The sequence below is a fragment of the Streptomyces sp. NPDC028635 genome (assembly GCF_040637635.1).
Lineage (GTDB): Bacteria > Actinomycetota > Actinomycetes > Streptomycetales > Streptomycetaceae > Streptomyces.
Genome location: NZ_JBEZWX010000021.1, coordinates 37,926 through 52,419 on the forward strand (window position 1 = coordinate 37,926; position 14,494 = coordinate 52,419).

The 14,494-nt window shown below is 71.6% G+C and carries 15 protein-coding genes; 11 read left to right on the plus strand and 4 right to left on the minus strand.

The annotated features are described in order from the left end of the window. Nucleotides 1–169: 169 nt before the first annotated feature. Complete coding sequence (locus tag AB0E88_RS22170) at nucleotides 170–931, plus strand: SDR family oxidoreductase (protein ID WP_361632913.1); 762 nt, start codon at nucleotides 170–172, stop codon at nucleotides 929–931. A 98-nt stretch (nucleotides 932–1,029) separates the two neighbouring features. On the opposite strand, the gene AB0E88_RS22175 is transcribed toward AB0E88_RS22170, so the two are convergent. Next, a complete protein-coding gene (locus AB0E88_RS22175; protein WP_361632915.1) occupies nucleotides 1,030–1,665 on the minus strand; it encodes a TetR/AcrR family transcriptional regulator in 636 nt (211 codons plus the stop codon). A gap of 65 nt (nucleotides 1,666–1,730) precedes the next feature. Here AB0E88_RS22175 and AB0E88_RS22180 point away from each other — a divergent pair, with 65 nt between their 5' ends. After that, nucleotides 1,731–3,344 (plus strand): FAD-binding oxidoreductase, encoded by a 1,614-nt coding sequence (locus tag AB0E88_RS22180; protein WP_361632917.1) that lies wholly within the window; start codon nucleotides 1,731–1,733, stop codon nucleotides 3,342–3,344. 320 nt (nucleotides 3,345–3,664) lie between these two features. Next, nucleotides 3,665–4,654 carry an aldo/keto reductase gene (locus AB0E88_RS22185; RefSeq protein WP_361632919.1) on the plus strand — a complete coding sequence of 330 codons (990 nt, stop codon included), beginning with the start codon at nucleotides 3,665–3,667 and terminating at the stop codon, nucleotides 4,652–4,654. Nucleotides 4,655–4,763: 109 nt separating this feature from the next. Here AB0E88_RS22185 and AB0E88_RS22190 read toward each other — a convergent pair whose 3' ends face one another. Next, nucleotides 4,764–5,864 (minus strand): ABC transporter substrate-binding protein, encoded by a 1,101-nt coding sequence (locus tag AB0E88_RS22190; protein ID WP_361632921.1) that lies wholly within the window; start codon nucleotides 5,862–5,864, stop codon nucleotides 4,764–4,766. A 257-nt stretch (nucleotides 5,865–6,121) separates the two neighbouring features. On the opposite strand from AB0E88_RS22190, the gene AB0E88_RS22195 reads away from it, so the two are divergent. Beyond that, on the plus strand, nucleotides 6,122–7,405 hold the full coding sequence (locus tag AB0E88_RS22195; protein ID WP_361632923.1) for a bifunctional GNAT family N-acetyltransferase/ATP-binding protein: 1,284 nt from the start codon (nucleotides 6,122–6,124) through the stop codon (nucleotides 7,403–7,405). Between the two features lie 241 nt (nucleotides 7,406–7,646). Next, nucleotides 7,647–8,075: an NAD(+)--rifampin ADP-ribosyltransferase gene (gene arr, locus AB0E88_RS22200; protein ID WP_361632925.1), complete on the plus strand. Its 429-nt coding sequence runs from the start codon at nucleotides 7,647–7,649 to the stop codon at nucleotides 8,073–8,075. 38 nt (nucleotides 8,076–8,113) lie between these two features. On the opposite strand, the gene AB0E88_RS22205 is transcribed toward arr, so the two are convergent. Beyond that, nucleotides 8,114–9,139 carry a hypothetical protein gene (locus AB0E88_RS22205; RefSeq protein WP_361632927.1) on the minus strand — a complete coding sequence of 342 codons (1,026 nt, stop codon included), beginning with the start codon at nucleotides 9,137–9,139 and terminating at the stop codon, nucleotides 8,114–8,116. Between the two features lie 569 nt (nucleotides 9,140–9,708). Here AB0E88_RS22205 and AB0E88_RS22210 point away from each other — a divergent pair. The 5 genes from AB0E88_RS22210 (at nucleotide 9,709) to AB0E88_RS22230 (ending at nucleotide 13,504) form a co-directional block, all read left to right on the plus strand. After that, nucleotides 9,709–10,449 carry a hypothetical protein gene (locus tag AB0E88_RS22210; RefSeq protein WP_361632929.1) on the plus strand — a complete coding sequence of 247 codons (741 nt, stop codon included), beginning with the start codon at nucleotides 9,709–9,711 and terminating at the stop codon, nucleotides 10,447–10,449. Nucleotides 10,450–10,570: 121 nt separating this feature from the next. Then, nucleotides 10,571–11,107: an isochorismatase family cysteine hydrolase gene (locus AB0E88_RS22215; RefSeq protein WP_361632931.1), complete on the plus strand. Its 537-nt coding sequence runs from the start codon at nucleotides 10,571–10,573 to the stop codon at nucleotides 11,105–11,107. Nucleotides 11,108–11,262: 155 nt separating this feature from the next. Continuing rightward, nucleotides 11,263–12,201, plus strand: a complete 939-nt coding sequence (locus AB0E88_RS22220) for an RNA polymerase subunit sigma-70 (RefSeq protein WP_361632933.1) — start codon at nucleotides 11,263–11,265, stop codon at nucleotides 12,199–12,201. A gap of 57 nt (nucleotides 12,202–12,258) precedes the next feature. Then, nucleotides 12,259–12,816: a dihydrofolate reductase family protein gene (locus AB0E88_RS22225; protein ID WP_361632935.1), complete on the plus strand. Its 558-nt coding sequence runs from the start codon at nucleotides 12,259–12,261 to the stop codon at nucleotides 12,814–12,816. Between the two features lie 241 nt (nucleotides 12,817–13,057). Next, entirely contained in the window at nucleotides 13,058–13,504 is a 447-nt protein-coding gene (locus AB0E88_RS22230; protein WP_361632937.1) for an ATP-binding protein, read from the plus strand. A gap of 22 nt (nucleotides 13,505–13,526) precedes the next feature. On the opposite strand, the gene AB0E88_RS22235 is transcribed toward AB0E88_RS22230, so the two are convergent. Beyond that, nucleotides 13,527–13,931: an STAS domain-containing protein gene (locus AB0E88_RS22235; RefSeq protein WP_361632939.1), complete on the minus strand. Its 405-nt coding sequence runs from the start codon at nucleotides 13,929–13,931 to the stop codon at nucleotides 13,527–13,529. Between the two features lie 108 nt (nucleotides 13,932–14,039). Between AB0E88_RS22235 and AB0E88_RS22240 the strand changes: the two genes are divergently transcribed. Next, nucleotides 14,040–14,477 carry a helix-turn-helix domain-containing protein gene (locus tag AB0E88_RS22240; protein WP_361632941.1) on the plus strand — a complete coding sequence of 146 codons (438 nt, stop codon included), beginning with the start codon at nucleotides 14,040–14,042 and terminating at the stop codon, nucleotides 14,475–14,477. Nucleotides 14,478–14,494 lie beyond the last annotated feature (17 nt).

Here is a 14,494-nt window from a genome sequence, read left to right on the forward strand (position 1 = left end):
GGGAGTTTAGGGAATCGCGGCTCACCGCCTCCGGAACCACCCCCCGCGCGGGCTGTTGCGGAGGCCGTGTGGGCAACCGTGGGACGCGAGTTCGGGAGAAAAGTCAACTTTGATCAGTCGCTCCGCGGGGGCCTAGATTCGCAAGCCGGCCCACCCCTCAGGAGGAACCATGGCACGCCCTGATCGTCCGACAGCCCTCGTCACCGGCGGTAGCCGCGGCATCGGCGCCGCCACCTCGCTGCGGCTCGCTTCCGCAGGGTTCCGCGTGGCGGTGAACTACTTCTCGAACCGCTCCGCGGCCGACGAGGTCGTCGCGCGGATCGAGGCGGACGGCGGCAGCGCCTTCGCCCTCCAGGGAGACGTGCGTGACGAGCAGCAGGCCGCCCGGATGATCGAGCAGGCCGCAGTCGACGGCCGCCTCGACGTCCTGGTCTGCAACGCCGCCGCGGCCGCCTTCACGCCCACACCGGTGAGCGAGCTGGCCTGGGCCGACTTCCGCACGAAGGTGACGGACGAACTGGCCGGCGCCTACATCCTGGCCCAGCACGCGCTGGCCCTGATGCAGAAGGAGGGGCAGGGAAGCATCGTCTTCGTCTCCAGCACGGTGGCCGACGGACCGCCCGCCCCCGGGATGACCGCCCACGGAACGGCCAAGGCCGCCCTGAACACCTTCGCCCGGTTCCTGGCGTGCGAGGCCGGCCCCCTGGGCGTCCGCGTCAACGTGGTCGCCCCGGGCTTCGTACGCACCGAGGCCAGCGCCCACATGCCGCAGGCGCTCCAGCAGCAGCTGGCGGACCGGGCGCCGCTCGGGCGCGTCGCGGAAGCGGACGACGTCGCGAGGGCCATCGCGATGCTGGTGGGCGACGACGCCCGGTTCGTGACCGGGGCGGTGGTGCCGATCGACGGCGGGACGAGCGTGTCCCGCATGTAGACCGTGCCCCGGGTGGCCGGGGCGGTCGCTCTCCAGTCGAGTCCTGGAGCACCGGCGCGCGCGGCGGGACCTCGTCGAGGGGCCGTCGCGTCCCGGCGTCACCGGATCCGAGGGTCCAACACTGCCAGGATCCGCTGGAATCGCGCGGTCATGTCGTCGGCGCTCTGCTCGGGGTGGTGCCGCCACCAGGCGACCGCGGCGCTCACCGTCCCGTACCAAAGATGCGTGGCGAGGTCGGCGTCGAGTGGCTCGTCGAGTGGCTCGTCGGCCTGGGCGGCGTGCAGGAATTCCGCCACGCCGACCGCGCCCGTGCGGTTGAGCTTGCGCCGGTACCCGGTGGCCGCGGTGTGGAGGGCACCGTCCGGCGGCAGCGTGGGGTCGTACACGAGCTGCCAGTCGTGCACGCGTGACTCGAGCGCCCGGAAGACGGCCCGCAGCGTTCGCACCGCGCGCGTGAGATCCGGCGGCCCCTGCTGGGCGGATTCGACGGCCGTCACGAGGCGGGCGCCGGCGGAGTCCAGACAGGCCAGGTAGAGGCCGTCCCTGGACCCGAAGTACTCGTAGATCATCGGCTTGCTGATGCCCGCGCGTGCGGCCATCACCGCCGTCGACCCGCCCGCGTAGCCCCGGCTGCCGAACTCCTCGGCCGCCGCCTCCAGGATCAGCCGTTCCCGCTCTTTGCGCGGCATCCCCTTGGTGCCCACCGTACGCGGGGCGTTCTGCTGCTTGCTCATGCTGCCATCCCATGCAAATGTGACTGCCAGGTAACTTACCCTGCGTTCAGATAGGCGGTGTGCCGGTGCACAGCAAGACGCGCTCATGGTGGGGATGGGGATACGTCGAGGACGCCGTGACGGCCGAGGAACGGGCGGAACTCACCCGGCGTACCGCGGCATTGCTGCCCGGAGCGGACCTCACCGTGCACGAAGCCCCTCCGGTCGCGTCGTTCGGTGTGGGCGCGAGCAGGGTCCGGGCGCCGAGGGCGCTGGCGTCCATCGTCTCGGAGGACGTCCGCGACCGGCTCGCGCACAGTCATGGACAGGCCTTCCGTGACGTCGTGCGGGCCCTGCTGGGAAGGCTGCCCCATGTGCCCGACCTCGTCGTGCGCCCGGCATCGCAGGAGCAGGTCGTGGACGTGCTCGACTGGTGCACCGGCGCCGACATCGCGGTCATACCCTTCGGTGGCGGCTCCTCGGTGGTCGGAGGCGTCGAACCACGAGTGGGCGACGCATACGCCGGCGTGGTCAGCCTGGACCTCACCTCGATGGACCGGGTTCTCGAGGTGGACACCGCCAGCCGGGCCGCTCTCGTCCAGGCCGGGGTCTTCGGACCGCACCTGGAAGAGCAATTGAGGCCCACGGGCCACACCGTGCGCTTCTTCCCGCAGTCCTTCGAGTTCTCCACCCTCGGCGGCTGGCTGGCCACCCGGGCGGGCGGCCATTTCGCCACGCACCTCACCCACATCGACGACCTGACCGAAGCCGTGCGGGTCATCACCCCTTCCGGCGCCGTCACCACCCGCCGGCTCCCCGGCTCGGGCGCCGGGCCGTCCCCCGATCGGATGTTCCTCGGCTCGGAGGGGTCGCTCGGCGTGATCACCGAGGCCTGGGTCCGCCTCCAGGAGCGGCCCCGGTGGAGGGCGGGCGCCTCGGTGGGCTTCGCGGACCACGACGCGGGCGTACGGGCCGTGCGCGCCCTGTCCCAGTCCGGGCTGAACCCGGCGAACTGCCGGCTCCTGGACCCGATGGAGGCGCTGATCAACGCCGGCTCGCCCACCGCTGTCCTGGTCCTCGGCTTCGAATCGGCGGACCACCCCGTCCACGCCTGGATGGAACGCGCGCTCGAACTGTGCCGGGACCACGGCGGCACCCTCACCGAGCCGCCGCGCCACACCGGGACAGCGGACCGGTCCGCGCGCACCGCGGCCGCCGACGCCTGGCGCTCCTCCTTCATGCGCATGCCCTATCACCGCGACGCGCTCGCCGCCCAGGGCATGATCGTGGAGACCTTCGAGACGGCCTGCACCTGGGACCGGTTCGACTCGCTGCGCGCGGCTGTCGACGAGGCGGCGCGGGACGCCATGCGTCAGGTCGGTGTCGTCGGCGTAGTGACCTGCCGGTTCACCCACGTCTACCCCGACGGCCCCGCGCCGTACTTCGGCATCTACGCGGCGGGAGAGTGGGGAAAGACCGTGGAGCAGTGGGACGAGATCAAACAGGCGGTGTCGGAGGCCCTGATCTCGAGCGGCGGCACCATCACCCACCATCACGCGGTGGGCCGCGACCACCGGCCGTGGTACGACCGGCAGCGTCCCGACCTCTTCGGCTCCGCCCTCCGAGCCGCCAAGACGGTGTTGGATCCGGCGGGGATCCTGAACCCCGGGGTGCTGATCGACCCCCTGCGCGACCACTGACGCAGCGCGACCGTTGGCACCCGCGACCGCGACCGCGACCGCGACCGCGAACACGGCGCGATCGTGACGCGGCAGGCGCCGGACAGGCGGCATCCCCCCCCCGCCCGGAGGCCGTCCCGGCAAAAGGACCGGCAGCTTCGGCGGTCGGGTTGCGCTGGAGTGCGCTCCAAGTCGTAGCGTCGCAGACACCGGGGCGCGAGGCCCGTCCCGCCCGCTCTCTCTCCTGAGATGCCGGGCGGCGGAATTTGCTGCTGGATGGATGAGGGGCTTCGCGCCGTCCGAACGATGAACGAGTGTGCACGGAAAGGCTGGGACACGGCATGCAGGAGCGCAGTCTGCGGGAGCTTCGGGTATCGGCCATCGGCCTGGGCTGTATGGGCATGTCCGCCTTCTACGGAACGGCCGACCGGGAGGAGGGCATCGCGACCATCCGGCGCGCCCTCGACCTCGGGGTGAACTTTCTCGACACCGCACAGATGTACGGACCGCTCACCAACGAGTCGCTCGTCGGTGAGGCGATCAAGGGACACCGCGATCAGTACGTGATCGCGACGAAGTTCAACTACCGGATGGACGACGCCGTACCCGGCGACATCAGCACGGTCGGCCCGCAGGACGGTTCCGCCGAGCACGTCCGCAGCTCGGTCCACGGCTCGCTGCAGCGCCTGGGAACCGATCACATCGACCTGTACTACCAGCACCGCGTCGACCCGAACGTGCCCATCGAGGAGACCGTCGGGGCGCTCGGCGAGCTGGTCGCCGAGGGCAAGGTGCGCTGTATCGGGCTGAGCGAGGCGAGCGCGCAGACCATCCGGCGCGCCCACGCCGTTCATCCGGTCACCGCGGTGCAGAGCGAGTACTCGTTGTGGTCGCGGGACGTGGAGGCGGAGGTGCTGCCCACCTGCCGTGAGCTCGGGATCGGCTTCGTGCCGTACTCGCCGCTCGGCCGCGGTTTCCTCGCCGGGCGGTTCACCTCGCCGGACGATCTGGACGCGAACGACTGGCGCCGCCAGAACCCGCGCTTCCAGGACGACAACCTGGAGGCGAACCAGCGGCTCGCGGCCAAGGTGAAGGAGATCGCGGCGGAGAAGGACGTGACTCCCGCCCAACTGGCCATCGCCTGGGTGCTGGCCCGGGGTGAGGACCTGGTCCCGATCCCGGGTACCAAGCGCCGCACCTACCTGGAGCAGAACGCCGCCGCGGTCGACATCGTGCTGACCGACGACGACCTGGCCCGCATCGACGCGGAGCTGCCCGAGGCGGCGGGGGAGCGGTACGACGAGGCGGGGATGCGCTCCGTGAACCGCTAGGGTCCGCCGTTCGGACCGTCCCGGCGTCGCCCGGCCCGGCGCGAACGACAGGCCACGAAGGCGCGGGGCGCGTCAGCCGCTAGCCGCGAGAGGACGGGGCCGGGCGCACTCAGCCGGTGTGCAGGATCCGGAAGCGGTCGGGGTTCGCGGGGTCCCGGTCGACGACCTGGACGGGTGGCCATGCCCACTGCCACACGGTGATGCCCGCGGCGCGGGAGAACTCGATCCGCCCGCGGGTGCCGTCCACGGCAACGCGCGGCCAGGCGTCGGCCAGGCGGGCCCCGTCCGTGCCGTGGGCGCGCAGGGCGTCCGCGAGGACGGCGATCGTGTCGTAGCCCTCGAAGGCGACGAACGAAGGCGCCCGGCCGAGCCGTTCGCGCAGCGTGTTCTGCACTCGCGCGCCGAGGGGAGTGAGGTGCTCGGGCAGGTAGCGCAGGAAGGGCACCGCGGTGCCGTCGTCGCCCAGCAACGCCGCCCATTCGGCGAACTCCGGCTGCCCGGCCGGTGCACCGATCATGATCTCGGCGAGCCGCGGGTCGCGGCGGACGGAGGTGACGATCGGTACGGCCGGCTCGGGGTGGCCGACCAGAAGGAGGAGGGCCGTCGGCCCATGGGCGGCCAGTTCGTCGCAGACGGCTGCGGCGGTCAGCTCGCTCAGGTCGAGTTCGGTGACGGTACCGCCGTGGGGAGCGAGGTACTCCCGCAGCAGGCGGGTACCGGCCGCCCAGTAGACACTGGGCTGAGTCGCCACGGCGATGCGCCGGTGGCCCGCGCCGAGCAGGAAGTCGGCGTAGATCCGCCAGCCGTGCGACTGCGCCGGGCACAGGCGCGCGATGTGCTGCGTCGGCTCATCGGTCAGCGCGTCGAGCACCGCGGACGAGCACAGGTACGGCAGGCCGAGGGCGTCGGCCCTGGCGGCAGCCGCGCGCGCCACGACGCTGTGATACTCCCCGGCCAGCGCGGCCACGCCCAGCCGATCCAACTCGTCCACGGCCGCCGCGGCCCGCTGCGGATCAGCCGCGGTGTCCCGCACCACCAGTTCCAGCGGCCTGCCGCCGACACCGCCGGCCTCGTTGACGTCGCGCGCCGCCAACTCCATGCCCGCCAGGAGGTGTTGACCTGCCTCGACCCAGCCCGGCCGGGTCAACGGTGCGAGAGCGCCGATCCGGACGTACGAGCCGCCGGTACGCGTGTCTGCCGCTGTGATCATGAAGCGGCAGCGTAGCCACACCACGTGGAGAAAACGAGCTGGGGTGTGCCCTGGCCGGGACACGGGCCGTGCCGGGGCTGCCTGCCCGTTCGGTGACGCTGCCCGTCGGGCCGGCCGAGCGTGGGACCCGACGTGGAGCAGTCAACGACTTCTTGGTCGGTTCACCGGCTTCGTCTTGTCCATGATGGAGCAAGCCGGTGCTGTCGCACGCTCCCTAGTCTCGGTGCTTCACGGCCACAGGCGAAGGGCGGCACCCCATGGACTGGCTTGTCCGCGACTACCGCGAGGGCGACCTGGCGGCGGTTGTGCACTTGATCGACACCACAGCTGAACTCGGCCAGGAGTCCGTCTTCTCCTTCGCCGAGTGCATCGCCGCGTTGACGGCCAGGGAGCCGGCCGTCGTCGCGGTTCACGGCGGCGCGGTGATCGGCTCGGCACTCGCCTGCCTCGCGGGTGAGCGTGCCTGGGTGATGCGTATCGCGATCGAGCCCGTCTGGCGTGGGCGGGGGCTGGCCAGCGCGCTGCTGCGCGAGCTGGAACGGCGTCTGGTGGCAGCCCGGGTGCAGCGCATCGCGTATGTCCTGCCCACGGAGGAGCTGCTCGGCGAGGGGCTGGCCAACGCGGGTTACGCGAGAAGGCCCGCCGTCGCCTACTACGAGCGCGTCGAGCCGCCGACCGGCCCGATGGCTCACTCCCTCGACGAGCTGGGCGGCCAGTGGCTGCCGAGTCACCTCTGGGACGGGGTGGCAGGGATGAGGGCGGAGAAGGAGCTGATCGAACGCCGCGTGGTGATGCCGCTCGCGCAACCGGAGCGCGCGGCCCGGCACGGCGTACGGCCGCCACGGGCGATCACCCTCTTCGGGCCGCCCGGCACGGGCAAGACCACCTTCGCCCGAGCCGTGGCGTCCCGCCTGGGCTGGCCGTTCGTCGAGCTGCTTCCCTCCCGCCTGGCGGACGGCGGCAACCTCGCCGCCGCGCTGCGTGCCGCGTTCACCCGGATCGCGCAACTGGAGCGGGTACTGGTCTTCATCGACGAGGTGGAGGAGATCGCCCCGGTGCGCGGCGGGGGGACACCGGCGGGCATGCACGCGGTCACCAACGAGCTGCTCAAGCTCATCCCCGGTTTCCGGGAACGTGACGAGCGGCTGCTGGTCTGTGCCACCAACTCCGTCCGCTCGCTCGACCCCGCCTTCCTGCGCCCGGGCCGCTTCGACTACGTGATCCCGATCGGCACCCCGGACCCGGAGGCGCGCCGGGCGATCTGGTCCCGCCATACCGAGGACCGCACCGACGTCGACCTCGACACATTGGTGAAGGCCAGTGACCTGTTCACCCCGGCGGACATCGAGCAGGCGGCACGGGCCGCCGCCCAGGCCGCGTTCGAACGCGACCTGTCGGCGGGCGACACGACGGTCGCCGAAGAGCGGGCCGGAGCGACGACGTCGGACTACCTCACGGCCATCGGCCAGTGCCGTCCCACGGTGACCCGCAGCATGATCGAGGAGTTCACCGCCGACATCACCGCACACGCCCGGCTCTGAGCACGACATGCGCGACCGCCGGGTCACCGCGGCCAGGGAGCGCCGTGGACGCGTTCCCCCCATCGAGGTATGGCCCGGTACGCCGGGCCAACCGATGCCTCAACCTCCTTCGCTCTCACGGTGTTTGACACCGTCTCAACCGCGCGGCGCTCGATCGGTCGCCGGCTTCGCCGCGCAGGCACACGTGGCTTTGTGGTTCCCTGTTGACCCAGCCAGTGCCCAGGCGCCGAAGGAGCAGCCCATGACCAACGCCCCTGTCCCTTTCCAGGTGTACGAGGCGGGAACGTACCTGCACGGCACGAAGGCGCATCTCGTTCCGGGTGATCTGCTGGTCCCCGGCTACGCTTCCAACTACGAGGAAGGGCGGACCTCCCGCCATGTCTACGTCTCCGAGACCCTGGACGCCGCCGCCTGGGGTGCCGAGCTGGCGACCGGTGACGGGCCGGGGCGGATCTACGTAGTGGAGCCGACCGGCGCCCTGGAGGACGATCCCAACGTCACCGACAAGAAGTTCCCGGGCAACCCCACGCGCTCCTACCGCACGAGCGAGCCCGTGCGGGTCGTGTCGGAGCTCAAGGACTGGGTCGGACATTCCCCCGAGCAGATCAAGGCCATGGTGGACGGGCTGGCCGACCTTCGCCGCCGCGGGATCGCCGAGATCCTCGACTGACGAGAGCCGCTGCCTACGCGTCGGCCCGCCGACCCCGTCTACTCGGGTCGCTTTCCCGCCGTGGCGCAGACGGGGCGGGTGCGGGCGGCGTAGGAGCGAGCCGCCACGACGAGGCCGATGCCCAGCCCCGCGAACGCCAGCCCGCCGAACTCGATCATCCAGGTGATCCCCGAGCTGGTGGTGAACGGCGGGGACGGTTCGATCCGGGGCAGTACGCCGACGCCGATGAGCGGGGCCATGACGGTGAGGACGGCCCCGTACATCGTCAGCGGGATGCCGGTCAGCCAGGCCGGGATCAGGGGCAGCAGGCGCGGGACCCGCCGTCCGGACAGGACCGGCGTCCAGCGCGGGAACACCTGCCCCCACCTGTACAGCAGCCCCAGCAGCAGGAAGACCCCGGCCAGCGCGGCCAGTACGGTCACGTCGATCCCCGCCTCCGCGGTCGCCTCGGACGGCCCCGAAGCCACGGCGCTCGTCGTCCTTCGCCAGTCGTCGCCCGAGACGCCGAGCGCGTTGCCACCCAGCGTCCAGATGCTCTTGGCCCCCGCCCACGGCAGGAGTCCGCACATGAGCAGGTACACCGTCCTGCGGGTCCGCCTCGGGGCCCGAGACGCGGCCGGGTGGGCCAGCGGGCCGTCACCGGCACCGGCGTGCCCGCGTCCGCATCGCGGGCAGTCACCGCGCAGCCGCCGGCGGTACGACAAGGTGAAGAGGACCAGAAGCGCGGCGCCGACGGTGTTCAACAGCACCTGGGCCAGGCCGGCGGCACTCCAGCCTCCGGAGAGCGTCACCAGCGTCACGAAGTAGATCGGCAGGCCGTTCGTCCCCACCACGAACACCGGGACGGTGACGGTCAGGACGGCCGCCACCGCGACCCGGCCGGCTCTGCCACGTGTCCGGGCTCCGGCCAGGCAGGCACCACCGGCCAGGACGGCGAAGGCCGCCAGGAGAAGCTGGACCGCCGGTGCGTACGAGGAGTGTTCCTTCCACGGCACGGTGACCCCCGCCGCCGCCCACGCCACCTCGACGGCGGCGTACGACACTGCCCACGAAGCGGCGGCCACGGGCATCCACACGGGCCACCGGCGCCACCACGACGCTCGTTCCCGGCTTGCGAGCGGTGCTCCGGGAACCCCGCCTGTCCTGGATCGTGCGGGAACAGTCACCGTTACCTCCGTAGGTGCGCGTGGCCGACGCCCCACGATGTCCCGTCGCCCATGTCGGTCACATCCGTCCGGCGGATCATCCGGCCTCCCCCACGCGAGGGAAGGCCGATGCACGGGCGTCAACCGGTCGGCGGCCACGGGAGGTGAACCGGCCGCCACGGCCGCGCAGATGACGGTGCGGTCCGGCGTGGAGACGCTGGCGCAGCCCGGACGTGTGGACCCGTGGCCGACGGGCCACCAGCAGCTGTCGGCGCCCCTATGCTGAGTGCGTTCCGCTTCCTGTGCCCACCTCGGGGGAGAGACTCGTGAGCAACTGGAACCCCGGCGCGCAGCCGCCATCAGGTCCGCCCCACATGCCCGGCCCGTATCCGCCGCCGCCCCCGGCCAACGGCGGTCATCCGCCGTACATCCCGCATCCCCAGCCGCCCCACCCCGGCTTTCCGTTTCCCGCGCCCCCGCCCGGCCCCATGCAACGGCTGCGCCGGCGGATCGGTCCCATCCACACCGCGCGCAGGGTCTTCAAACCGTCACGTCCGGGCATCGTCGAGGACGCCGCCGTCGCCCGCATGCAGAAGATCCGCACGGCGGTCGGCCTCGGGGCTGTGGTGTGGGTGTCGGTGTCGTACAAACTGGCCCAGTCGATGGGGGAGGTGGCCTGGGACCGCGTCGACCAGTCCTGGATCAGCATGCTGGTGCTGTCGGTCACCTTCCCGGTCGTCGTGGGTGTCCTGCTCGTCGTCGCCGCGCCGTCCGCGCGCGGTGAACTGCTGCGCCGGGCCGCCAGGTCCTTCGGGGCGATCGTCGCCATCGTGGCGGCCGTCGCGGTGTTCCCCGCCTCCGTCCTCACCGGATTCGTGGAGGGACGCTTCGCGACCAATCCGGCGATGACCGTGGTCACGTTCGCCGGGATTCTGTTCACCTTGGTCTGGGTCCTGCCGTTCATCGTCTGGGGCGTAGGACTGGCCCTCGTACACGTCTTCCGCACGGCCGACATTCATGAGACCGTCCCGCCCCTGCTCGCGATGATCGTGGTGTGGGAGATGACGCTCATCGACCTGTTCACGGGGGCGTACGCCGGTGTGCCCGGTCCGCTGCGCGCCGTGCTGGTGCTGGGCGCCCCCGTGTCGGTCACCGCCGTCGGCCTGTGGGAACTGCACCGGCTCCGCGTCCACTACGGCCTCACGATCCGCGACGTTCTCATGCGGTAGGCCGGCCGGGGGAGCGCGGAGGGGACCGGCGTGGCGCCGAGGGCGTGGCCGGCACCCCGGCCGCCGGGAGTCGCGGCCCGGTTGCGGGCCTCGAATGCCGGGCGATGGGAACCTGGGCGCCATGGGCAAGACCGCACTGATCGTCATCGACATGATCAACACGTACGACCACCCTGACGCCGAGCTGCTGATTCCCTCGGTCGAGTCGGTGGTGCCGGTGCTCACCGACCTGCTGGAGCGGGCGCGGCGCACCGGCATCACCGTGATCTACGTGAACGACAACTTCGGAGAGTGGCGCTCTCACCACGGCGAACTCCTCGAAGAAGCCCTCTCCGGTCCGCACGCCGGCCTGGTGCGGCCCCTGCGGCCAGATGACTCGTCCCTCTTCGTGGTGAAGGCCCGCCATTCGGCCTTCTACGAGACGCCGCTGGACTACCTGCTGCGGGAACAGCAATTCGACCAGCTGGTGCTGTGCGGTCAGGTGACGGAGCAGTGCGTGCTCTACTCGGCACTCGACGCCCACATCCGCGGATTCCATGTCGTGATTCCCCGTGACGCGGTGGCCCATATCCATGCCGACCTCGCCGACGCGGCGCTGCGCATGATGGAGCGGAACATGGGCGCCCACGTGTGTGCCAGCAGCGAGCTGTGGGCGTAACGACACATGCCCGGGCACGACGGTGTCAGGTCAACCGGTGGGACGGGCACGGCCGCCCCGCAGGCAACGGATGGAAGACGGGGAGCGGCGGATCCGCCCCGCTGTGACGGTCCTGCCCCGCACCCCGCCGGCCCGGGGTGGGGCATGATGGGCCCGTGGATGTCGAGCCGTATCGGGGCGAGCTGGTGGCGTTCTGCTACCGGATGACGGGTTCGTACCACGAGGCCGAGGACCTGGTGCAGGAGACCTTGCTGCGCGCCTGGAAGGCCCGTGACCGGTACGACGCGGCACGCGCGTCGGTGCGGACCTGGCTGTACCGGATCGCGGCCAACGTGTGTCTGACCGCGCTCGAGGGACGCGCACGGCGGCCGCTGCCGTCCGGGTTGGGGGCGCCGAGCGACGATCCCGGGGCGCCGCTGGTGCCGGCGCTCCAGGTGCCCTGGCTCGAGCCGTTCCCGGGCACGCGCTACGACATCGACGCCCGGGCCGATCTGCGGCTCGCGTGGGTGGCCGCGGTGCAGGTGCTGCCCGCGCGGCAGCGGGCGGTGCTGGTGCTGCGCGAGGTGCTGGCGTTCAGCGCCGCCGAGGTGGCCGAGCAGTTGGGAACCACGGTCGCGGCGGTCAACAGCGCGCTGCAGCGCGCCCGTGCCGCCCTGGCCGACGTGGGCGACGCCGGGACGGTCACCGAGCCGGACGATCCCGAGGCACGGGCCGTCGTCCAGCGGTACATGGAGGCGTTCGAGGCGGCGGATGTCCCCGCGCTGGTGAGGCTGCTCGCCGACGACGCGGTGCTGGAGATGCCGCCCGTGCCGCTGTGGTACCGGGGCAGCCGGGACTACGGACGGTTCATGGAACGAGTGTTCGCGATGCGTGGCACGGGCTGGCGCCTGCGCCGGCTCACGGCGAACGGGCAGGCCGCGTTCGCCGCGTACGCGCCGGAGCCCAGCGGCGGGCACCGCCTGCACACCGTGCAGGTCCTCGCCGTCGGCGACGGCCGTGTCGCACACAACGTCGTGTTCGCCGATCCGCGTGTCTTCGACGCCTTCGAGCTGCCGCGCGAGATGCCCGCGGAAGAGTTCCGCCGGGAGCGATGAGTCCGGGCGGTGCGGCCGGTACGTACCGGTGAACACCGAACCGAAGGGAATCTCATCGTGAGTGTCATCGTCATCGAGTTCATCACCCTGGACGGGGTCGTGGCCGACCCGGACGGATCCGCCGGCACACCGCTGGGCGGCTGGGCCTTCCGGTACGGCCCGGAGGCGGTCGGCGGGGACAAGTTCCGGCTCGGCCGCACGCTGGACGACGGGGTGCTGCTGCTCGGCCGCGCCACCTGGCAGCTGTTCTCCCGGCTGTGGCCGGGCCGCGGCGATCCGTTCGCCGCGCGGATGAACGCCGTGCCGAAGCTGGTCGCCTCCCGCACCCTGACCGACACCTCGGCCTGGGCGAACTCCCAGCTGCTCGACGGTGACCTGGTGGACGCCGTCAAGCGTGAACGACGGGACGTGGTCGTCACCGGGAGCCTGAGCGTCGTGGACCGGCTGATGGCAGCCGACCTGGTCGACGAGTACCGGCTGCTCACCTTCCCGACCGTCCTCGGCACCGGCCGGCGGCTCTTCCCGGCCGAGGGTCCGCACACCGAGCTGGAGTGCCTGGCAGCCGAGCAGGTCGGCGCCGCTGTCCTCACCCGCCACCGCAGAACCGCCCGATGACCGCCCGCTTCATGGCCCCGTAGGGGACGCGCACCGGCTCTGCGGGACCCGGGCACGGGGTCGGCGGGACTCGGGTACGGGGTCGGCGCCGACTTCCGCCGGGGTGCGGGCAGAGCCGGGCGTGGTGCAGCCAACAGCAGATCTCAGGACTCATTCGCGGGGAATCGGGTAGGCGCGGGCCGTGAACGGGTCAGTGAACGCGCCTTGGACGGATACAGCACCTGTGGGTGAGGACAGCACCATGCCCGACAAACGGGGCATGCAGACCGCGGTCGCCCTCGACGGCGACGGAACGGACATCGCCCATGCCCGTCGGCTGGCCGTGGACTTCCTCACCCGTGTGCAGACCGACCACGGCTTGCCCGTCTCGCAGCGAGCCATGGACCTCACGCAACTCGTGGTGAGCGAACTGGTCACCAACGCCCGCAAGTACGCCCCGGGCCCGGTGCTGCTGGACCTGCGTATCCGCGGCGACCTGGTCGAGGTGGCGGTGTGGGACTCCGATCCGGTGCTGCCGGTGGCGCGGGCCGCGGACGTCGGCCGGGTCGGTCAGCACGGTCTGGAGATCGTGATGGCCGTCGCCCAGGGCTTCGAGGCCCAGCGGGAGCCGGTCGGCAAACGTGTCACGGCCCGTCTCGCCCTGGCCGACGACCCCGGTGGTGCGGTCTCCGGACGCTCACCCCTGTAGAGGCGCACCGCCCTGGCGCCCGTCACGACAGGGCGGCCTCGTCGAGTGTGTCCCGGATCTCCAGGAGTCGGTCGACTCCGGTGATTTCGCACAGCCGCCTGACCGGGGCGGACGGCGCGACCAGGCGCAGGGTGCCCGCCTGGTGGGTCAGGATCAGCAGATTCAGGAAGGTCGAGTCCGCGAAGGTGACTCCGGAGGCGTCCAGGACCACCTTGGGATGGTCCTTGGCCGCCGACTCCAGCGCCTTCGCCAAGGGCGTGATCGACTGCATGTCGTAGGCGCCGCGAGCGGCGATCACCCAGGCTCCACGCCGTTCGTACTGCTGCAGGTCACCGCCGTGCGAGGCACGCCCGGTGGCCTGATCCGCCGGCGGCGTTGCGCCGGTGTCGCTCATGAGGGCCGGCCTCAGGGCCTCGTCCCACACCACCTTCGGGCTCCTCTCTGTGGCTCCCGGCAGGAGCCTACGTCAGGCATTGCATGAAAACTATGTCATGTAAGTGGGTTCCTGCAACAACCGTCCTCTAAAATGACGGGCATGGTTGGAGCACCTGAGTCGCACTCCGGATGGACGTTCATCACCAGCCACGCGCGTGTCCTGGCGGCCATCGCCGACAACCCGAACGTCCGCATCCGTGACCTCGCCGCCCACTGCCGGCTCACCGAGCGGGCCGTGGCGCGGATCATCTCCGATCTCGAGCGGGACGGTTACCTCTCCCACACCCGCGAGGGACGCACGAACACCTACCGCATCGAGCCCGACAAGGTGCTGCGCCACCCGGCCGAAGCGGGGCTCCCCGTGGCCTCCCTGCTGTCCTTGCTCGTGCAGGACGAGACGGAGCGCAGCACGGCCCCGGCGGCCGCCACCGAGGCGCGTCGCCGAGACGTCGCTTCCGGCATCACCGACCGCCAGGAGATCCGGGCCGGCCAGGACGCCGGGCAGGCCCACGAGGTCGCGGGCAGCGTGAGCCCGTAGCGGCGCCGACAGCGCAT